The 20,577-nt window shown below is 66.9% G+C and carries 19 protein-coding genes; 12 read left to right on the forward strand and 7 right to left on the reverse strand.

Annotated features, from left to right (window positions below; genetic code table 11):
• Positions 1-145 precede the first annotated feature (145 nt).
• The 6 genes from ACH4TL_RS41290 (at position 146) to ACH4TL_RS41315 (ending at position 6,434) form a co-directional block, all read left to right on the forward strand.
• A complete protein-coding gene (locus ACH4TL_RS41290; RefSeq protein ID WP_179933327.1) occupies positions 146-2,299 on the forward strand; it encodes a hypothetical protein in 2,154 nt (717 codons plus the stop codon).
• Between the two features lie 121 nt (positions 2,300-2,420).
• A complete protein-coding gene (locus tag ACH4TL_RS41295) occupies positions 2,421-2,849 on the forward strand; it encodes a hypothetical protein (protein ID WP_398329031.1) in 429 nt (142 codons plus the stop codon).
• Between the two features lie 50 nt (positions 2,850-2,899).
• The gene (locus tag ACH4TL_RS41300) at positions 2,900-3,172 is read left to right on the forward strand and encodes a hypothetical protein (RefSeq protein ID WP_398329033.1); all 273 of its coding nucleotides are present in this window, start codon (positions 2,900-2,902) and stop codon (positions 3,170-3,172) included.
• The gene (locus tag ACH4TL_RS41305; protein WP_398329036.1) at positions 3,142-3,630 is read left to right on the forward strand and encodes a hypothetical protein; all 489 of its coding nucleotides are present in this window, start codon (positions 3,142-3,144) and stop codon (positions 3,628-3,630) included. The genes ACH4TL_RS41300 and ACH4TL_RS41305 overlap by 31 nt, the downstream gene beginning before the upstream one ends.
• A 732-nt stretch (positions 3,631-4,362) precedes the next feature.
• Entirely contained in the window at positions 4,363-5,271 is a 909-nt protein-coding gene (locus ACH4TL_RS41310; RefSeq protein ID WP_398329039.1) for an aminoglycoside phosphotransferase family protein, read from the forward strand.
• A gap of 296 nt (positions 5,272-5,567) precedes the next feature.
• Complete coding sequence (locus tag ACH4TL_RS41315; protein WP_257231755.1) at positions 5,568-6,434, forward strand: IS3 family transposase; 867 nt, start codon at positions 5,568-5,570, stop codon at positions 6,432-6,434.
• A gap of 113 nt (positions 6,435-6,547) precedes the next feature.
• On the opposite strand, the gene ACH4TL_RS41320 is transcribed toward ACH4TL_RS41315, so the two are convergent.
• From ACH4TL_RS41320 to ACH4TL_RS41335, 4 genes are all read right to left on the reverse strand, one after another.
• On the reverse strand, positions 6,548-7,084 hold the full coding sequence (locus ACH4TL_RS41320; protein WP_123107489.1) for a hypothetical protein: 537 nt from the start codon (positions 7,082-7,084) through the stop codon (positions 6,548-6,550).
• Positions 7,085-7,232: 148 nt separating this feature from the next.
• Positions 7,233-9,266, reverse strand: coding sequence for a hypothetical protein (locus ACH4TL_RS41325; RefSeq protein ID WP_184503533.1), 2,034 nt, complete (start codon positions 9,264-9,266; stop codon positions 7,233-7,235).
• Positions 9,263-10,456 carry a 5'-methylthioadenosine/S-adenosylhomocysteine nucleosidase gene (locus tag ACH4TL_RS41330; protein WP_123107488.1) on the reverse strand — a complete coding sequence of 398 codons (1,194 nt, stop codon included), beginning with the start codon at positions 10,454-10,456 and terminating at the stop codon, positions 9,263-9,265. The genes ACH4TL_RS41325 and ACH4TL_RS41330 overlap by 4 nt, the downstream gene beginning before the upstream one ends.
• Before the next feature lie 6 nt (positions 10,457-10,462).
• On the reverse strand, positions 10,463-11,221 hold the full coding sequence (locus tag ACH4TL_RS41335) for an NUDIX domain-containing protein (RefSeq protein ID WP_123107487.1): 759 nt from the start codon (positions 11,219-11,221) through the stop codon (positions 10,463-10,465).
• Between the two features lie 173 nt (positions 11,222-11,394).
• Between ACH4TL_RS41335 and xerC the strand changes: the two genes are divergently transcribed.
• From xerC to ACH4TL_RS41350, 3 genes are all read left to right on the forward strand, one after another.
• Positions 11,395-12,936, forward strand: coding sequence for a tyrosine recombinase XerC (gene xerC / locus ACH4TL_RS41340; RefSeq protein WP_398329046.1), 1,542 nt, complete (start codon positions 11,395-11,397; stop codon positions 12,934-12,936).
• A gap of 193 nt (positions 12,937-13,129) precedes the next feature.
• Positions 13,130-13,399, forward strand: a complete 270-nt coding sequence (locus ACH4TL_RS41345; RefSeq protein ID WP_398329049.1) for a hypothetical protein — start codon at positions 13,130-13,132, stop codon at positions 13,397-13,399.
• Positions 13,396-13,560: a hypothetical protein gene (locus tag ACH4TL_RS41350; protein ID WP_398329052.1), complete on the forward strand. Its 165-nt coding sequence runs from the start codon at positions 13,396-13,398 to the stop codon at positions 13,558-13,560. Before ACH4TL_RS41345 ends, ACH4TL_RS41350 begins: the two co-directional genes overlap by 4 nt.
• A 348-nt stretch (positions 13,561-13,908) precedes the next feature.
• On the opposite strand, the gene ACH4TL_RS41355 is transcribed toward ACH4TL_RS41350, so the two are convergent.
• Both ACH4TL_RS41355 and ACH4TL_RS41360 read right to left on the reverse strand, forming a co-directional pair.
• Positions 13,909-14,415: a transposase gene (locus tag ACH4TL_RS41355; protein WP_398329055.1), complete on the reverse strand. Its 507-nt coding sequence runs from the start codon at positions 14,413-14,415 to the stop codon at positions 13,909-13,911.
• A 176-nt stretch (positions 14,416-14,591) separates the two neighbouring features.
• Positions 14,592-15,572, reverse strand: a complete 981-nt coding sequence (locus ACH4TL_RS41360; protein ID WP_398329058.1) for an NAD(P)-dependent alcohol dehydrogenase — start codon at positions 15,570-15,572, stop codon at positions 14,592-14,594.
• Positions 15,573-15,696: 124 nt separating this feature from the next.
• On the opposite strand from ACH4TL_RS41360, the gene ACH4TL_RS41365 reads away from it, so the two are divergent.
• The 3 genes from ACH4TL_RS41365 (at position 15,697) to ACH4TL_RS41375 (ending at position 19,646) form a co-directional block, all read left to right on the forward strand.
• Positions 15,697-16,611: an AraC family transcriptional regulator gene (locus tag ACH4TL_RS41365; RefSeq protein WP_398329061.1), complete on the forward strand. Its 915-nt coding sequence runs from the start codon at positions 15,697-15,699 to the stop codon at positions 16,609-16,611.
• Between the two features lie 551 nt (positions 16,612-17,162).
• Complete coding sequence (locus ACH4TL_RS41370; protein ID WP_398329064.1) at positions 17,163-18,305, forward strand: acyl-CoA dehydrogenase family protein; 1,143 nt, start codon at positions 17,163-17,165, stop codon at positions 18,303-18,305.
• A gap of 252 nt (positions 18,306-18,557) precedes the next feature.
• Positions 18,558-19,646 carry an integrase core domain-containing protein gene (locus ACH4TL_RS41375; protein ID WP_398329067.1) on the forward strand — a complete coding sequence of 363 codons (1,089 nt, stop codon included), beginning with the start codon at positions 18,558-18,560 and terminating at the stop codon, positions 19,644-19,646.
• A 180-nt stretch (positions 19,647-19,826) separates the two neighbouring features.
• Here the strand turns inward: ACH4TL_RS41375 and ACH4TL_RS41380 are convergent, their stop codons facing one another.
• A complete protein-coding gene (locus ACH4TL_RS41380) occupies positions 19,827-20,426 on the reverse strand; it encodes a TetR/AcrR family transcriptional regulator (protein WP_009713002.1) in 600 nt (199 codons plus the stop codon).
• Positions 20,427-20,577: the final 151 nt, after the last annotated feature.

The raw sequence follows: 20,577 nt of genomic DNA on the forward strand, positions 1-20,577 counted from the left end.
CCGTCGGCACGGACGGGCGCGTGGATCCGGCAGCCGGTGCCCCGGTCGAGGCAGGCAGCTCATCGCCGGGAAGAGGCGCCATCGCTCCGGTGGTCGCGCGAGCCCCGCCCGAACGCCCCCGCCGGGAGAGGGCTATACAGTACTGATGGGCGTAGATACCTGGATGACCGGGGCGACGCGATTGCGCAGCACAGTGGTGATCCTTACGGCACTGGGTCTGGAATACCAGTCGGTGCGCCAGTACCTGACCGGCTGTGACGTGGTTCGCCATCAGACCGGAACGGTCTTCGAAGTGGGCGATTTGGACGGGACACCCTGGCAGGTGGCGCTGGCGGAGCTCGGGGAAGGCAATCGTCCGGCTGCCGTCGTCACCGAGCAGGCCCGCCAGCTCTTCTCCCCCGGCGCGCTGCTGTTCGTCGGTGTCGCCGGCGCGCTCAAAGACGACGTGGAGCTCGGCGATGTCGTGATCGCCACCCGGGTCCACGCCATCCACGGAGGCAAGGACACCCCCGAAGGGTTCATGGCTCGCCCGGAGGGCTGGGCCGGCTCCCACGCGCTGCTGCAGACCGCTCGTCTCGCCCTGCGTTCGGCGTCGTGGCGGCCGGAGCCGGCCTCGGGGAACGCCGAAGGGCAGCGGGGACCACAGGTGTACTTCAAGCCCATCGCAGCCGGGGACGTAGTGCTCAACTCCTCTGCCTCCGCACTGCGTCGACAAGTGCATACGCACTACAACGACGTCGCGGCAATCGAGATGGAAAGCGCGGGAATGGCGCACGCCGCCCAGATCGGTCACATCGACGCGCTGACCATACGCGGCATCAGCGACAAGGCCGACGGCAACAAGTATCCGGACGCCGATGCCGAACACCAGCCACGGGCGGCTGCCCACGCCGCGGCGGCCGCCGTCGCCGTCATCCGTCAGCTACCGGCGTCTCCAACGACGGCTACCGCCTCCCTCACCTCATCGGATGGAGTACCTCCGTCACAGCGAGAGGGCGCCCTTAGCACCCCGCGGAAGGGCTCGCCCCTATCGGTACGGCACCTGTTGTCCTGCCTCGCGGACGCGCCGCTGCCTCTGTACGTGCTGTCCCCCGCAGCCATCGCCTCGGTCGGCATACCGGACCTCTCCGCGGATCGCGTATCAGCTGATCTCAGCCACTTCACCGTCCGTTCCGTCACGGCGTCCGGACAACCCGGCGCACCCGCCGTGCCCTGCGTCAGCAGAGACGCAGCCACGCAGGCGGAGACCGCACGCGAGATGTCCCATGAACACGCCCAGGTGTGCGCGTATGCCGCCGCTCTTCTGGATCACGCGGTGACGGTGGTTCCGGATGGCTCCACCTTACGCCTGCTCACGCCGCACGCGATGGCACTGCTGTGGCGCGACAGCCACAATCCGACACGAGCCGTCGCGGCCGCGCGCCGGGTGCGGGACGCTTATTTGGCTCTGGGCGCGTACGAGGAGGGGTTGCCGCTCGCGGTCCAGATCGTCAAGACCGGGCGAGGCGATCTGAAGGACGACCTGGCGCTCGGCCAACTACGCAGGGGCTGCGGCGACTTCCCCGAAGCTGAGGCAGTGCTCCGACAGGTCCTGGCTCGGGCGGAGAAGGATGCCCACGCACACGGGCTGTCGCTGGCCGGGCGAACCGGCCCCAGTACGAGGGACATCCTCAGGGAGAACGCGAGCGGTCCGTTCACCAGAGAACTCTCCCCGGTGCAGTGCGACGTGCTGGGCTTCATGGCCGAAGTACAGCACGCGATGGGCAACACCCTCTACGACATGCGGCGTTACGAGCAAAGCGAGCGGCTACTGCACGCTGCCGTAGGGCTTCTGTGGAGAACACAGGGCGCGCACCATCCGGGCCGTATGGTCGCTCAGATGCACCGCGCGAAGGCTGTAGTGCGCCAACGTCGGTGGGAAGAGGCGCTCGGACTGGTTCACGATGTCCTCCCCCACCTCGCCCAGCTACGACTCGACCGAGACAGCCCTGAGGACGACGCGCTCATACGCCTGGCGCATGCCGAAGTGACGGCGGACATCGTCACCTCTCTCCAACGGGGGGATACACCGCAGATGCGAGGCGTCGGGATGTTCCCAGCGATCGTGGTGAAGTGGCTGGGGCGAACGGTCACCACCGCTCGACCGGAGAAGCTCACATGGGACGACGTGCGGCACCTCGGCGATGACGCCGTACGAGCCTGCGAGAGTACCTTCGGCGGCACCCACCCGCATACCGCGGCAGCCACGAAGGTGCGCGACCGCGCGGTTGCCGGACAACGCAAGGCCGCACGCCCGTAGCGTCGACGTATCAGCCCGAACAGGGCAGCGAACCGGAACGAGTTAGCAGGCTCGTCACGGCCCGAGTCACCGCGACCGGTGGGCCGGGATCGCTGTCAGCCTCCGACGTCCGTCTCGCAGGATGGAGGGCGCGTGCGACCGCGCGGCCCGGACCATCGCACGGGCCGCGGCCCGGCAGTACGGCGTCACCGAGCCGGTCGACGCCATCCACCGGTACGCGTTCCGGGACATCACCGGACGCCTGACCGTGGCGGACACCGACGACCTGGCCCGTACCGATGTGTGCGCCGCGGCGGCGCTGAGCGCGGCCGCGGAGACATTCCTGAAGTCCCTGGGCGGCTTCGAGCGGGTCATTGATGCGAAGTACGAGAGGTTCCTCGCCGAGGTCGGCCGCGACGAGGCGGAGGACCTGCACGCCACCGTACTCACGGCCATGATCACAGGGCTGTTGACGCCCCTGTGCGAGTGGTTACGCCAGCGGCGCGGCTCAAAGGCGTTCGAGGCTCTGTTCCTGTCGCCTGCGTACTTCGGCCCAGTCCGCTCCGCCTGACGCTGAGACTCTGGGATGCGCCGGCCTGGTCACCGGCGCACGCTGGACACATGACCGAGCGCCCGCCCGTCATCGTGCACCCGCCGTCGCCCAGCGGTGGTCGGCGGGTCACGATCCGGGGCGAGATCGTCGGCCTCGCGCACGGGCCAACTGATCTGCTGGAGTTCCTGCGACGCGCCGGCGCCCCGGAGGACGCCCGGCTCGACGATCCGGAGCTAATCGAGTGGCGTAGCGGCGGACCGGACCTGGTGGTGACCCCTGTGCTTGGGGGGGGATCCCTTATCGTCCGCCCATGGACATGGGGGATGTGCCCGCGTGGGTAGCACTGTTCTTTTCGGTGGTCGGGGTGGCGGTCAGCTACGTGTTGGGCAAGCGGTCCGCTGACGCCGCGAAGGATTCGGCCAGAGAGGCTCAGCGCTCGTCGGATGCGGCGGAGCGCTCAGCCGTCGCTGCGGAAGACTCGCTCGCGCTTCAGCGCGAGGAGGCGGAGGAGCGGCGGCGGGCTGCCGCGCCTAAGGTCAGGCTGGTGGTGGAACACGTGAAAGGCGATCGATATCGGGTCCGCAACGCCGGTGACGCCGTCGCTCAAAACGTCCGCTTCTTGGGGCGGGACCTGCCGTATGCCTTCACTTGGCTGTCATCGGGCGTGACTATCCCGCCCGATGACAGCCACGGATTGCGCATGCCAGGAGCGAGTGGGAAGCCCATTCCGGTAAAGCTGTTGGCCCAATGGGACGGGCAACCGAAAGCGGTTCCTCTGTCCGTGCCACCTAGGCGGTAGGCCAGGGCAGCGCGCCTCACGCGTCGAGCCCGGCCGCCGTCAGGCCGCGGCGGGCTCTGGCTCGTGCCAGGTACGCCCGCAGTCCGAGCACCACACCGTCGGCCGTTTCCCGCCCCGCGCTCGATGACCAGCTCGCCGGAGCACTCCGGGCACGGCCGAGCGAGCGCCGCTTTGTGGTCGGTCATGTCGAGCGCGGTCTCGACGCTGCGTCTGCCGAGAATGTCATCCGCCCTGGTAGGAGGCATGCACCCGGACTGGCAGTCGTCGGCTCCGTCGCTCGAGTCAATGGGGATTCCGGAAAACGACCAGGTCTACTCGTCGCCCACTTGATCAAGTCACCAACTGAGTGGGGAAGCTCGGTGAGCGCCAGGCCGGGTGTGAGCCGGGGCCGCCCGCTCGTTCAGTGTCCGGGCCGAGTGTAGGTTTCGATTTGACTTGTCGGTCGGTGGGAACGTGACCTGGCGTTTTTGGGGTGCTGTCCAGGCATCTTGTCGAGGATTCGTCCGATAAATCTGTCGGACTTCTCAGGCGGTGGTGCGGTGTTGGGTTTCGCGCCGGGCGGCTCGGTGGCCCTCGGCTGTGAAGGTGTAGTAGGTGCGGCGTTTGGCGGGGCAGCGGCTGGGGTGCATTGCTTCGAGCCGCTGGGGCCGGGGGACGGACATCCCGGACTGAGTTCGGGACGATCGGAAATCGCTTGTGGTGATCCGATGGGGCGTCGTACGGTCGCCTTCGATGAACGAGACGCCCGAGGTTTTACCGTTGCCGGACCGGAAACCAGTTGGCGCCGCGGTGGCGGGCAGGTTGATCGCCGCGCAGTTCCCGCAGTGGTCCGACCTTGAGGTTCGGCCGGTCGATGCGCAGGGTTGGGACAACTGCACCTTTCGCCTCGGTGACGAGATGCTGGTGCGGCTACCGACTGCCGAGGAGTACGCGCTGGCGGTGGAGAAGGAGCACCGGTGGCTGCCGGTGCTCGCACCCGCGTTGCCGTTGGAGGTCCCGGTTCCGCTGGCCAGAGGCGTGCCCGATGAGAGCTTTCCGCACAGCTGGTCGGTTTATCGGTGGATCGGTGGCGAGCCTGCGGCCCGTGCCGCCGTCGGGGACAAGACGGCGTTCGCCCTCCACCTTGCGGAGTTCCTCGTGTCTCTGCAGCGGATCGACCCGACAGGTGGACCGGGCCCGGGACTGCACAATTGGTTCCGAGGCGGACCACTGACGACCTACGACGGGTGGGCCCGGGCAGCCCTGGAGACGTTGGGCGGCCTGATCCGGATCGAGGCCGCCGAGGAGATCTGGGAACGGGCGTTGCGAGCCTCATGGGATGGTAAGCCAGCCTGGTTCCACGGTGACATGGCCTCGGGGAACCTTCTGGTGAAGGACGGTGCGCTCGCGGCTGTCATCGACTTCGGCACCTGCGGAGTCGGAGACCCGACCTGCGATCTGTCGATCGCGTGGACGATGTTGACCGGCACGAGCCGGGCCGCGTTTCGCGATCGGCTAGGGGTAGACAAGGCGACCTGGGAGCGTGGACAAGGCTGGGCACTCTGGAAGGCCCTGGTCGTCTGCGCCGGAGCGGTTCGCGATGGCGACGGCCTCCCGGCGGATGCGTCGGTCGTTCTTGAGGAGATCCTCGCCGCTCATTAGCGGTTGGTCCGAACGACAAGTTGATTACAAGGCATTTGGGCAACGACATCTCTATTCGGTGTTGTCCAGGCGTCTTGTTGGGGTTTGTTCGGATGATCTGTCGGATTCTTCAGGCCCTGGTGCGGTGTTGTGTTTCGTACCGAGCGGCGCGGTAGCCCTCGGCCGTGAGGGTGTAGAAGTTGCGGGCGTTTGCCGGGGCCGCGGCCTGGCGTGGCTCTGTTCATCCAGGTGACGTTGTCTTCGAGTCGGCTGGTAAGCCACCCTTGCGGGTTGAAGGGTGTCTTTATTGACGCACGGTGGTTGACCTGAAGCTTTGTGATCGCCCACGTATGGGCATGATCAGTGATCGTGGGTCTGCGACTGCGTTACCTGATCTTCTGCCCCTGCTGGGCTGCCTCCTCGTGCTGCGCCGACAGATCGAGCGGCCGCGGCTTTCATGGGCTGACCGTGCCGTGCTCTCCGCTCTCGCCCGGCACCTGCCATCCGCCTTGCGCCGCCATCGGTTGGTCACCCCGGGCACCCTGCTGACCTGGCGCCGCCGTCTGGTGCGCTGGAAATGGCGACAGGCACCAGCCAGGCCCGGTCGGCCACCGTTACCGGAAGAGACAGTCGCGCTCATCCAGCGCCTAGCGCGAGAGAACCCCACCTGGGGATATGTCAGGATCCAAGGCGAGCTGCGGCGGCTCGGTCATCGGGTTGCCGCCGCCACGATCCGCCGCGTCCTGCGCCGCTTCGGCCTGCCGCCCGCACCGCGACGCGCCTCCCAGCAGACCTGGCGCTCCTTCCTGCACTCCCAGGCCCACACGCTGCTCGCCTGTGACTTGATGCACGTGGAGGCCGTTTTCCTCAGACATCTCTATGTCTTCTTCGTCATGGAGATTGCCACCCGGCGCGTCCACGTCCTGGGTGTCACCGCTCACCCGAGCGGCGCATGGGTCACTCAGCTCGCCCGCAACCTGCTCATGCACCTCGGAGACAGGGCTGGATGCTTCCGGTTCCTCATCCGGGACCGGGACAGCAAGTTCACCGCCGCGTTCGACGCCGTCTTCGCCGGCGAACCTGCTCCGGGCTCATTGCTGCTCACCATCGGCGTGCCCCGACGGCCCTTCCCCTGCGCAGAGATACTGGACTCTCCGCCCGAAAGAATGAAGATCGACTTGTAGAACCGCACAATCGAGCCAGCAGACGCATATCAGTGATCAAGACGAGTGCCGAGCCTCAATCAACCCCGGAACGCCTCAGAAAGAGTTTTCAGTCCGTGGCGTCGGGCAGCATCTCACCTCTCGGCGTATTGCAGGAACCGCACACCCAGGACGACGAGTCCGGCGGCTTCCAGGATGGAGACCGCGACCAGAGGGGCGCTATCCGTGTTGTGGCACCAGAAGGTGATGAGTGCGGCAAAGGGAGTGACGAGGAAGGCCACCAGATCGACGACTGTCTGTGTGGTCTTGCGCGAGACCCGTCTGGCATCGCTGCGATGGTAGGTCTCCCAGCCGAACAGCGGTTCCTCCACGTTTGTGGCCTCTGCGAGTCGGGACGCGAGCTCGGTGCGGACGTAGCGCCCGATGGCTGAGATTTTCTCGTCGTTGACCAGGTGCGTCCATCCGAGCACAAGACACACCACCGGAAGGGCCAGGATCAGCTGTGGGTAGTCCGTCTGCGCGGCGACGGCCGCGACGGCGGTCACGGCCGCAAGAGTCACGTACAGCAGGTTGTCCCTGAAGCCGATACGTGCACGCTGCTCTTCCTTGATCTGTGCGTACTCGGCAAGGAGTACGGCGCTGGTGCTCCGTTTCCTGTTACTGGCGGTCATGACTGGCTGTCACCCTCGTATCCCAACACCTTGGCAGGGGTGGCTCGGTGGTACCCGTACTCGGCCCGTGGTGCCTGGACCTTCAGGGAGCTGCCGTGCTCTCGACAGTTCCCTGGACGGTCGGCCTCCGGATCCGGTCCGGGAGGACTCAGTCGGTGCTGTCCGCGGGCGGTGGACTGTCGGCGTTGTTCCGCTCGATCCATGCCTTCCCGTCGGCGGCGATGCCCTCCAGGAGGCGGAACGTATGGGCGAAGCCGGCCGCGTCGAGGTTGTTCTGCGAGAGGTCCCGGGCGTTCTCGTACGGTTCGAGTTGGTGGCTGTCGGCGTCCTTAATCCGGATGGTTCTGGCGGGGCCGTTGGAGAGGAGCAGCGCCATCTCGTAGCCGATGCGGTCGTCCTCAGTGACCTGTACGGAGGAGAAGGCGTTGAAGCGGTAGTTGGTGCGTTGTTCGCCCGGGCGAGTAGCGCGGGCGAAGTCGACTTCGGTGCTGATCTCACGGATACCGTTCCGTGTGGCCAGGAACAGCCGGAGGGTGTATCGGGAGTAGCGCCAGGGGCCGCCTCGGCGCCGTGCTCGTCTGTAGGGGCGTGCCGGTGTCGTCAGGATCGTGTGGGCGATGATGTCGTACCAGGTGAGCTGGTGGTGACGGAGCACATCGGCGGTGAAAAGGACCTTGTCGTGGCTGAGCCACGCCTCCATCTCGGCGTCGGAGGGCCGGATGGCTTCCAGTCGCTCCTTCCAGCGCTGGAACTCCTCCTCACGGGCGTACATCCGCCGGTGGTACTCCTGCGTCTCCTCGACGAGCCGCTGTTCCTCGCTGCGTATGTCCAGCCACACCGAAGCTGCCCGGCGCCCGCTCCCGATGGCGCCGAAGAACACGGCGAAGGTGAGGAGGCCGTGGAACGCACCCGCCGAACCTGTCGCGGCGGTGACAGTGATGGCCAGGGACGTGACGCCCAGCACGGCCAGGGCGAGCCCGCAGGCGAGTTTCGTCGTCACCGGAGTCCGGTACCGCTGCCGGTGGGCGAACAGCGCGCCGTTGTGATGGCGGTCCTTGGCGTCCCGGGCCAGGTAGCGGATGAGCCAGTTGACCCGGTCGACGCTGATTCTGCTTTCCCGGTAGAGGAACGCGACCTCGGCGGCCAGAACGGCGCGGATGCCAGCGGAGTGGGCGAGCCACTCGGGATGGTCGAACCCGTGCGGCACGTACTTGCCGAAGTAGTGCTCGAAGGACTTGCGGACGCGGCTGGTGAACCCGTCCGCGGCGGGGGCTCCGCCGCCCGCGGGTGCGGGGGAGGGGGCGGCCGGATCCGGTACCGGCTCCTGGTTCGACGCTTGGTCCAGCTCCTGCTCCTTGGCCTGCAGCCGGTGCTTGTTGTGCCACCATCGCTGGCCGAACCGGGCGGCGAGGAATCCGGTGCCGAGCGCGATCAGCAGCTCGACGATCGCGGTCAGCGGCTCCGCGATCACTGCCGAGATCCCGAGGAATCCCGCGGCGACGACGAACAGACCTGTCCAGGCCGCCAGACGAGGACGGTAACGGAAGGCGGTGCTCTCCGCGGGAGGCTGGGTCCGTGCCCCGATGGGATCGGGCTCGAAGTAGTACCGGACCCGCAGGGAACGGTCACCACGGAACTGCCCGGCCTTGGCGAGCTCGCAGATTTCGGCCCACAGGGTGGCTTTTGTCCGACTGGTGAGCACGAGGTCGAGGTGGTGGACGATCAGGTCACGTTGGGGCGGTGCCAGATCCCCCAGCCGCTTCAGCACGGCGGCGGTCTCACTGTCAGCTTTGCCGGGCAGTGCCAGCAGATCGAAGACGACCTGCAGACCGGGTTTCCAGTCCTTGTCCTCGGCGTAGCCCTGCATGACGTCCCGCGTCCGGTCCAGCTGACGGCGCTCCTCGGCACTGAGGTCGTGGTGGGCGCGTTTGCTGAGCATGGCGAGCGTCCAGTGGAAGCGGATCTGCGGGCCGTCGTGGTTGTGGGTGATCGCGTCCCAGATCAGTTCCCGCGCCCGGCCGGGCAAGCCTTCTTCCAGACAGCGGACCCCGACCTCGTACTTCTTCTGGGGCGAAGCGTCCGGCGGGACGATGTTGATGGTGGAGTCGTGTACGTCCGAGGCCTGGAAGCCGACGAAGGAATCGTGCGCCTCGTTGTGCGTGGAGGGAAAGCCCTCGGTCATACCGGGTCACCCGCCGCCGCGATCAGGGACGCGAGACCGGCGGCCAGTTCCGGGTGGTCGGCGAGCAGGCCGCGCAACTTCCTGAGCGCCATAGCTGCCTTCTTCGGATGCGCCGGGGCGTTCGCGGTGCACTTCTCCGCTGCGCGCCTCGCGATGCTCAGTTCGCCCTGTGCCTCGTGGAGAGTGTCCGCGTCGAGGGTCCCGTTGGCGTGGTGTCGTGTCAGGTGGTCACGGAAGTGGTCCAGCTCCGCGACCAGTTCCGTCGGGGTGGACGCCTTCGGAGTTGCCCCGCCGACGTGGATGGTGCTGCCGGTGACCTCTCCGGCCATGAATCCCACCGTGCTGGAAAAGGCCGTGTTGACGACGCTTCCGCTGCCCCTGCCAGTTCTGTCTTTCTGGGCCATGACGGTCCGCTCCTCTTCTTCCGCTTTCTCTGCCAGTTCCGCTTCCTTGATCAGTTCTGAAGCCAGCCGTACCGCGAAAGCCGCCGCGTTCGCCGCGGCGCGTGGCTGCCGCTCGCGGTCCTCCGCACCGTTCTTCGTGCCGTCCGCCCGGTCACTGATGCCGCGGACGATGCCGACCGGCAGACTGCTGAGATGGCCGGCCTGTGCCACGCCGGCGGCTTCCATGTCGATCGCGAACGCGTCGTTGTAGTGCTGCCGGAGCCATGCGGCCTCGGCGGAGTTCCGCGAGTTCTGCAGGACCTCACCGGCGGCTATCGGGCCGAAGTGCACCCGCGGCACTTCCCCGTTCTCCGATGCGTGGCCGACCCGGTCCGTCATCCGGGCCAGATGCTGGCCGAGCTGGATGGTGCCGTGCGGCGCCTCCCACACCCGGGGCCGCGCCTTGAGTCCGTCGTCCTCGCTGGTCGCGCCGTGGTAGGCGTACACATGGGTGGCCATCACCACGTCGCCCAGCGCGATCGAGCTCCGCATGCCCCCGGCGACACCGACGAACAGTACGGCTGCCGGAGAGAAGTGCTCGATCGCGCGCTCCGCCAGCACTGCGGCCGAATGGTTCCCCTTGCTCGTCAGGCCGAGTGCCACACGGCACGAGGTGCCCGGCACGGTACCGACCTCGAACCGCGTGCCGCTCTTGTGTACGGTCACCTGTGGATCGGCCAGTTTCCTGTGCACGGCCTCGTATTCGAGATTGAGGGCAGCGAGAATCACCACCAGGTCATTTGACATGTATTCTCATTCCTTTGCGTGTTCCTCTGTTTGTTCATCCACCTGCTGTCCCGCCGGTGCTGGCGCGGGCCGGACCAGCGGAGGCGAGAGCACCGTGGTCGGTCCCGCGCGGAACAGGCGTGCGGGGCGCCCCACCGTGGTCCTGCGTCCCGTCCCGGCCGGAACGATGAACCCGTCCACGGCCTGGACCTTCCGGTAGAAATTCCGGGTGTCGAGCGTGACGCCCCACACCGCCTCGTACACCTGCCGCAACTCGGCGATGGTGAATGGGTCTCCACAGAACGCCGTGGCCAATGCGGAGAACTCGAGCTTCGTGCGGGCACGTTCAATTCCGTCCGTCACTATCCGATCGTGATCGAAAGCAAGCTTCACCTGCCCGGAAAGGACTGTGTCCGTCGGAATCCATGAGGCATTCGCGGCATCCGTTCCCGCGACCGGCTCAGGAAGGCGTGGTGCGATCGCCAGATGCGCAACCGAGACGACCCGCCCACGGGGATCACGCCCTGGATCCCCATAGGTGGCCAACTGCTCCAGATGAAACTGCCGGGCATCAACAGCGGTCTCCTCGCCCAGCTCGCGGCGAGCGGCCTCCGGGATCGCCTCACCGGCGTGGTTGAGGAAACCGCCGGGCAGCGCCTGCATGCCAGCGAAGGGTTCCTTGCCCCGCTCCACGAGCAGGACACACAGCCGCCCCTCACGCAACGTCAGGATGACAAGGTCAACTGTGAGCAGAACGGACGGCGGCGCCCAGGAATCATCACGCATGGCGCCGACCGTATCGGATTACTGTCACATTGACAATATACTCCTCGACATGCACTGCTTGGCACACTATTTGTGAGCAGCAACATCGATCATCGAAACACCGACTGCCACCGCCCCTGGCCACGACAAGGGGAACACCCAGTTCAGAGCCCTATCGAGTCTGAGGTGGTCGCGTGGTGTGCCCGTCGGCGGAGACTGGGATCGTCGGCACATCGCGCCACTCCCAGGAGGCGATCATCATGCGCTCCATCACTGACCGTGGCCGGGTCTACCGGCGCTGTGGATGCCGCTACGCACACCGCCACCAGCTCGGAACCCGCTGCCCGCGACTGGCAACCGATTGTGACCACGGAAGCTGGACCTTCGTCGTCGACCTGCCCTCCCCCGACCACCGCCGTACCACCATCCGCCGCGGCGGATTCTCTACCCAGGACGCCGCCCAGGCCGCGCTGCAACGGATCCTCGAGGGCGAGGCCGGCGGGTTCAACGGCGACCCCAACCAGACCGTCGCCGACTACCTCACGACTTGGCTGGAGACGAAGGCGTACGTACTCAAGCCGACCACGCTGGCCCGCTATCGCGACTACGTCACCGGAGACCTGATCCCCGCCCTGGGCGCGCTCAAGCTGGACGAGCTCGGCCACCGCCACATCGCCGGATTCGTTCACACCCAGCTCGCCGCAGGCCGTGGCCAAGTGACCGTCTACCGGTGTCTGGCCACCCTCTCCAGCGCCCTGGGCGACGCCGTCCGCCAGCACCGCCTCACCCACAACCCCGCACGCCCCGCCGTCCTGCCCCGCCCGGCGGCGGCCGAGCGACGGATCTGGACGGCCGAGGAAGCAACCCGCTTCCTGCGCTACTGCCACCACACCGACCCACTCATCGCCGACCTGTGCGAACTCCTGATCGGCACTGACATGCGCAAAGGGGAAGCACTCGCCCTCCATTGGCACGATGTACACCTCAACGAAGGGGTGCTCTACGTCCGTTACACCCTCTCGGCCATCAACAACGCCCGCCTGGTCATCACCTCGCCCAAGACCCGCAGCAGCAAGAGCTGGGTCGCCATCTCCCCGCGCGTGGCAGCCGCTCTCACACGCCGCGCAGCCGACGCGCCGCAGTCAGCATTGGCCGGCCGCTCCGACGATCCGTTCACCGGACTGGTCTTCTGCCGACCCGACGGCCGACCGCTACGGCCTCAGACCGTCCTGGACCGCTTCCGCCGACGCGCCAAAGAAGCCGGCGTCCCCCGCATCACCCTGCACGACCTGCGGCACCTCGCCGCCACCCTCTCCATCACCGCAGGCACCCCACTCACTGTGGTCTCAAAAACCCTGCGGCACTCCACGCTCTCCACCACCGCGAACCTCTACAGCCACCTCACCCAGCAAGCCGCCCACGACGCCGTAGACGCCATCGACACCGCACTGAACCAAGCCGACCCCACCGCCGATTGCCATCCGCACTGGCCCGCCTGGCTGCGACCACGCCGCGACCACCCGAACGGACGCCGGATACGCCTCACGTTGCCCTACTTCGCCGCCCCGACAGTCAGTTCGCCCGGTGCTTCCACGCCTCAAGGCGTGCATGCGACCACCATGCGACCACCACGCCGCACAACACGAAGAAGGCCGCCCCTCCATCTCTGGAAAAACGGCCTCCGACCTGCGAAAACGCTGGTCGGGACGACAGGATTTGAACCTGCGACCCCTTGACCCCCAGGCGCGGCAACTCTCCACGACGATCCGTACCGCTCTGTAGCAGTCCGCCGGGGGCCGTAAACGGCCATACCAGGCAGGAGCGCGACGTGGTCAGTCACCACCCCAGAGAACGCCCATACCGTCAGCACACTCCTATATTCTGGCCACTGCCGACCCTGGTACCCGAGATCACGAAGGAGGATGAGCCATGAGGCCAGCCACCGCCGCGAAGCTCCGCGCCAATGCCGCGACCATCCACCAGCTCGGGCGTCAGCACGGCTTGCACTCCTTCGCGCTCAGCACCGAACCCGGGGAACTCGTGGCAACGCTGGACGCCGACCGCTCTTATTTCGACATCACCAGCTTCGAAACAGATCTGTCCACCATCCTCGACGCCCTCGTGGAGGTCGTCCCCCGAGGCCCCGGCGTGGACATCGACGAAACCGAACCTCTGAACGATCTGCGCGGGGCAGCGTGACCACACGCACCGACCGGGAGCGCCAGGAACTGCTTCGCCTGACCGACGCAATGGCAGCGCTCGACCAGGCTCGCTCAATCATCCGCAACGGAACACCGAAACCAGGCGACCAAGGCCTCCTCGCCCTGGCCTATTGCATGCTCACCTTCGGCGATTGCTGAAACAGGCATCTCACGGCCTTGTCACACAGGCATACAGCGGCCCCATCGCACTGCGCGACAAACCCGCTCACCTACCGCACCGCAAGCTCAACGCCGAAGTGCTCGCCGCCTCCGTCGAACGAGCCACCGCCGAGATCCTCCCCCTGATACAAGCCCGCATCTGAGAGACCGTGAGTTCACAGTTGAGCATTCAGCCACGGGTCCTGTGGGGCTCGAATAGTCGTCGCTTCTGGTCAAGGGGCATATCTGTACTCGTTGATCACGCCGCCGAGGACGCCAGTGCGCAGGACTCTGCGGCTGGCCGGCTCCGCTGCAGAAGCACCATCGGGACGGCGAGAAGGCGTCGAGTCACCTGTGGAGGAAGGAGGGCTCAGCGAGTGACTCTCCTCCTTGCCGGGTTCCTACCGGGCCAGGATCGACCTCAGAGGCGACCTCGATGCCCCGGTCCCGGGCCGCGGCAGCCAGTGTGTCCAAGGTCCACTCCGAAGGCCCCAACTCGTCCGCTGCCCACATCTCGTTCGACGGCTGCACCTCAAGCCGGCCGGGCGGGGTCTGCTTGACCATCGCAATGATCCGGGAGCGTTCGGTCTCGGTAACCCTTCGCTTGCGGCCCTGTCCGCCCAGATCCTCCAGGCCCTCAAGCCCCCAGCGGTTGTAGCGGTGCAGCAAGCGGCGTACGGTCTTTTGACTGCACCTCAGCTCTTCGGCGATCTGCGGGACCAGCCAGCCGTCCCAGCTCAGCTCCACCATTCGACAGCGCTCTACCAGAACCTTCGGCGCCTTCCTGGCAGCCGCCAGGCGATAGACCACCGCTTGCTCGCCCTCGTCACGGCCCGGCCGTGCCCTCAACACCATGACCCAGCACCCGCCCCCGAGCACCCGCAACCACCCCGCTACCAGCAGCTATACCCACCGAAAGCGGAATCCAGCACTAGACACCTCTCACGCGGCGGATGCCGGGTCGGCGCCCTGGTCTCGGCTCTGTGCGCAGTCTGCTACATCCGGCGGTCAAGGACGTGTGAAGACGGCGCTCAGTGGCTGATGACGACCTTGCCGAAGCGTGGGCCCTTCTCGAAGTGCGCGAACGCCTCTAGGGCCTCCTTGAAGGGGAAGACGCGGTCGATGACGGGCCGGAGCCGGTGCTGGCCGATGGCCTTGTTCATCCGTTCGAAGTCGCTCCGACTGCCGACGCTGATCGACCGGAGGGTCGCCGCGCGACGGAAGAACCGCGTCACGTCCATGTCGCCGCCCGTTGCCAGGTTGCCGACAAGGGCGATCTGGCCGCCCTGGGCGACGGCGTCGATGGACTGGGGGAGCGTTCCGGCGCCGCCGATCTCGACGACGCGGTCGGCGCCGCCGGTGAGTTCCCGTACCCGCGCGCCCCACTCCGGTGTGCTGGTGTAGTCGATGACATCGGATGCGCCAAGAGCGCTGAGGCGTTGGGCCTTGGTGTCGCTGGACGTCGTGGCCAGGACGCGTGCGCCGGCCAGGCGGGCGAACTGTAGCGCGAAGACCGATACGCCGCCCGAGCCCTGGACCAGGAGAGCGTCCCCGGGGCCGACGCCGCTTACGGCCGACCACGCGGTGAGCGCGGCGCACGGAAGCGTGGCGGCTTCCTCGAAGGACAGGTGGTCCGGCACGGCGACCAGGCTCTGCTCGTCGAGGACGAGGTATTCGGTGAGCCAGCCGTCGCGGTGGGTGCCGCGCAGCTGCCCCCACTCGGGGAACGGGCCGTACAGCCAGGTCGGGTGGAATGTGCCCACGACGCGGTCCCCGATGCGGAAGCGCGAGACTCCCTTCCCGACCGCCTCCACGACGCCCGCGCCGTCGGAGAGCGGGATGCGTCCGGGCGGCACGTCGACGGCGTACCGGCCGGTGACGATAAGCAGATCGCGTGCGTTGAGGGAGCTGGCCTTCACCTGTACGAGCACTTCGCCCGCTGACGGGCTCAGCACCGGGCGCTCCGCCGAGGCGATCAGACCACCGCCAGTTCCCATCTGGAATGTACGCATTACCCACCCTTCGTTCGTATGTTGCCTCCACGATAGGTGCGCTCGGCTGGACGATCTGTATCTTGGTGTCCATAGTTTGGCGCAGATCGTCCAGGGGAGGTCAGGGAGACCCAAGGGAGTGGAGATGGATCCGATCGATGACCTTCTCGCCACGATGAAGATCGAGGACGCGCGATATGTGCGGGTGGACGCCCGTGCGCCCTGGGGAATCTCGTTCCCTCCCCGGCACCTCGCCCGGCTGGTCCTGATCTCCCGTGGTGCGTGCCGGCTCGTCGCGGACACGCTCGCCGGGCCGCAGCGGCTGGAGACGAACGACTGCTTCCTGGTCCGGGCGGGGGTGAGATTCACGCTTCAGGACGAGGCGGGCAGCGAGGTCGTGGACTGCGACGGACTGGTCTCCCGGGTCCCCGGCGACTCGGCGCGGGTCGGGGGCGACGGTGAGCTCACGCAGATCGTCTCCACTCGGTTCGCCTTCGACGCCGTGGCGGCAGAACCGCTCTTTGCGCTCCTGCCGCCGGTGTTCCGGCTGAATCTGGACGACGCGTCCAGTCAACTCCTGCGCACCACGTTCGACCTCATCGCGCGGGAGAGCGCGGCGGGCGGGCTCGGTGGTGGCTTCATCGTGAGCCGTCTGTCCGATGTGCTCTTCGTCCAGGCGCTGCGGACCTGCTGTACGGATGTCGGTGGCGGGACCGTCGGCTGGATCGCCGCGCTGCGAGATCCGCGACTGGCGGTTGTCATGGAGGAGTTGCACGCGGACCTGGCCCATCCGTGGACGGTCGACGAACTCGCCCGCACGGCGGGGATGTCACGCTCAGCGTTCGCCGCCCTGTTCAAGGAGAAGACGGGGGACACTCCGCTGGGCTACCTCACGGCATGGCGCATGTACCGGGTCAAGGTCCTGCTCCGCGAGACGCAGCTGAGTGTCCAAGAGATCGCTGTCCGAGTCGGATACGACACCGGCAGCGCGTTGAGCCGTGCCTTTTCGGGCAGGGAGGGCGTCACCCCCGGCGCCTGGCGGAAGCTGACGGGCCACTGAACCGTCACCGTCACCGCCATGGCCTTCCATGCTGCGGGTCTTCCTCGACGAGCCCGCCGCCGCCGGATGCAAGGGCGCCGCACCCGTGTCGAGCTCCCGCCAGCTGATCTCGACCCCGATTCGGGGCGGGCGCGGTTGTTCTACCGGCGTGCCGCCGAGTGCTTCGAGCGGGCCACCACCGGACTGCCGGGCGGCCCGTTCACCTTGCACCAGCTCCGGCACTCCGCGCTCACGCACGCTGCCGAGGACTGCGCGAACACCGCCACCCTGCTGGCCCTGTCCGGACACACCTCGGTCGCCTCGCTGGCCGAATACCTGGGTCTCCCCGCAGGCCCTGGCCCGCTGGCAGCAATCGCGGAACCCGGCCGCACGCCGCCGCTGATCAGAGGGTGTGGCGGCGGGGTTCGGCGGAGACGCTGTAGACAATTGCCGCCGCCGGGCGCACGGAGTCCGCGCAGCACGTACTGCTCGGTGAGCAGGTCGGCCGCTCGCGCGCTGGCAGCCAGCGCTACCTGAGGAATAGATGTAGATCATGGAACGTTGCCTGGCGCATGACGACTAAAAGTATCGACGGCGCGTCCGTCCCGTTGCTCGATGCCGCTCGTACGGCGGCGAAACAAGCAGCGGTCGAAGCCGCAGCGACCGAGCGAGATCGGCGGATCACCGGCGTGAGTGCCGCCGCTGCTCGGGCTGCGGGCGCGTTCGCCTTGGGCGTCCGCCGATCCGATGGAGGGATCGAGGCCGACCTCAGCACGAGGGTCCGGTTCCTGGCTGAGCTCGGACGGGGCTGCCCGTCGACGGCCTGGGTCGCGGCCACGAACCTCGAAGCGAAGCGGGTGTTGCAGATCGGCACGTCAGACGAGGCATACGCGGATGCGTTTCGCGATGTCGATAGCGTAGCGTGCGCGTCTGCTCGGCCGGGGACGGCCGTCCGTGAGCCCGGCGGGCTGCGCATCTCCGGCCGATGGTCGTACGCTTCGGGATGTGAACTCGCCGAATGGGCGATACTTTCCGTGCAACTGCCTGGGGAGGGTGACCGCCCGCCGCAGCCAACTGCGGTGTTAGCCCGCACCCGGGATCTGACCATCGACCGAGACTGGCACATGGCGGGGCTGTGCGGCACCGGAAGCCACACTCTCGTCGGCGGCGACGTGTGGATCCCCGATTCTCATCTGCTCGACTTGCCCCGGATCGCCGCTGCGCTATCCAACATCGCGATCGCGGTCGGGCTGTTCGCTCCCCTGTGGGGTGCCGCGCGCGGCGCCCTCGACATCGTGGTCGATGTCCTTGCCAAGCGGACGTCACCGAACCCCGCCCACCCCACGCTGGCCGACTCTCCCGGTGCCCGGAGGAACCTCGCTGTCGCCGCGCACAAGATCGACACCGCTGAGCGGCGCATGCTGGGGATCGCCGCTGCAGTCGACGCCACGCAACCTGGCGAGGTGCTTGTTGCCAAAGAGCGTGCGCGGCTCCGAATGGATCTGATCGCCGCTGTGCGGGAATGTCGTAGCGCACTGGAGGACTTGCTGGACCTGCACGGATCCACCGGCCTGGACAGCTCCAACCCATTGCAGCGGTACTGGCGGGACTTCGCAGTGGGGTCGCGGCACGTCCAGTTCACCTCCCACGTCGTCGAAGAGGATTACGGCGTGCTTCTGCTCGGCATCAACGAAGCACCCTCCGGGATGCTCTGAGGACTTGCCGGACACGAGGACGCTTCTAGGGCCTGTGTGAGGTCGTGATCATTCTCGGATTCTGGTCCCTTGCGGGGGCGGGACCTGGTAGGACGCTGGGTGGGACACTAGGCAACTCACCGACGAGCAGTGAGAGTTCATTGAGCCGTACTTGCCGATAGGCGTGTGGGTGCCGGGAATTATGTCACCCGGACTGACCTGCTGGTTCGGATCTGCCAGACCTCAGGAGCAATCAGCGGTTCATCAGGCACCATGCCGGTCGTGGTGATACGGCTGATCTACCTGCTCGCCTGCCAGACCTTCCAATGGTTTGCCCTACTCGCCCGTTCGGATGCCTCGAAGAACACAGAGATTTTGATGCTCCGGCATCAACTCGCCATCGCACAACGCGCCCAGCCACGGCCGCGCTTCTCCTGGAGCGACCGGGCCGTCATGGCAGCACTGCACCGGCTCGTCAGCAAGCAGCGGCGTACCCACGTGGCCTTGCTGGTCTCTCCTCGGTCGGCCCTGCGCTGGCACGCACGCCTCATCGCCTGGAAGTGGACCTATCCCTCCCGCCGTCCGGGCCGACCACCGAAACCAGAGGCCCTGCGGCAACTGGTCGTGCGTCTGGCGCGGGAGAACCCTGGATGGGGATACCGCCGCGTTCACGGAGAGCTCGGCGGCCTGGGGCACAACGTCGCCGCCTCCACCGTCTGGTCGATCCTGAAGAAGGCCGGGATCGACCCGTCGCCACAGCGTACGGACCGCTCCTGGGCCGCCCTTCTCAAAGCCCAAGCCTCCGCGATCGTAGCCACCGACCTGTTCCACATCGATACGGTCTTCCTGCGGCGCTGGTTCGTTCTGTTCTTCATCAACCACAGCACCCGGCGGGTGCACATCGCCGGCATCACCCGACACCCGACCGGCCCCTGGATCACCCAACAAGCCCGCAACTACCTCATGGACCTCGGCGACCACGCCGAGTCGGTCAGATTCCTCATCCGGGACCGCGGCGCCTACTTCACCGACAGCTTCGACGCCGCCTTCCAGGCAATCGGCGTAGACGTCCTTCCGACACTGCCCCGGGTACCCCGGATGAACGCCATCGCGGAACGCTGGATCCGATCATGTCGACACGAGGCAACCGACCGCATCCTGATCACGGGAGAGCGCCACCTACGCCTCGTCGTCAGTGAGTACGCAGAGCACTACAACCAACACCGGCCACACCGATCCCTCGGACAACGGGCGCCGGACCTACTCACCGAGCCCGAACCACCCACCGCCACCGACAACACTCGCATCCATCGACGCGATCGACTCGGCGGCCTCATCCACGAATACACGCAGGTCGCATAGGGGGTGATACAGGTTTCCGGCACCCACACGCCGCCTACGCCCCGCCTCCGGCTCGCCCACGCGCGTCCGGCCGGGGTTCACAGGAGCTCGCCGAGCGATTTGGGGTGAGCGCGCGCCCTAGCGTAGCGACCAGCAACGATAGCGAACTGCGGTGGGAGTCCTGACCCCCAGGAGTATGCCTCACGTCGTCTCGCCCTGCTCCGGATGCGCTTCCAGCCCCCGGATGCCCAGATCGACGAGCTGCTCGGCGAGAGCGTCGTTGAGCGGGCTGACTCCGAAGAGGAGGTGGAAGTAGATCGGCGCGTAGAACAACTGGGCTGCCGCGCTCGGGTCGAGGTCAGACCGGAAAACGCCTTCGTCAATGCCCCGGCGCATCAACTTCTCGACGGCCGCCGCGCGGTCGTTCCAGAAACGTGCGCGGAAGTTGGCCATCGTCTCGGGGTCGTATTGCCCCTCGGCGACGATTTGGGAGACCAGCTTCCCTTGTGGGCCGGCGTAGCGAGAGATCAGCGACTTGAGGTGCACCAGGAGAGCCTCGCGCACCGGTACCCCTTCGGGGATGCGGGTGTGTGCAAGGTGGCTCTCCATGAAGGCGTCGATGACGACCGCGGCCTTGCTCGGCCACCACCGGTAGATCGTCACCTTGCTGACCTTGGCCCGCTTGGCGATCGCCTCCATGGTCAGTTTCTGCACCGTGATGGCACGGCGTCCGTCACGGACGAGGAGGTCCATGGTCGCGTCGAGAATCGCTCGACGACTCGATTCGCTTCGTACAGCCACAGAGCCAAATTACCCCAGGTGTGCCCGGACTCCCTGCTCCAGCGGGGGTGCCAACGGGATACACCAGTCAAACGATACGAAACGTATCGAATCGGAAGGAACGCGCTGGAGGTCGGCCGTATCTCTACTTCCGCCACCGACATCGAGCAGG

This window comes from Streptomyces sp. NPDC021115 (genome assembly GCF_044333065.1).
Lineage (GTDB): Bacteria > Actinomycetota > Actinomycetes > Streptomycetales > Streptomycetaceae > Streptomyces.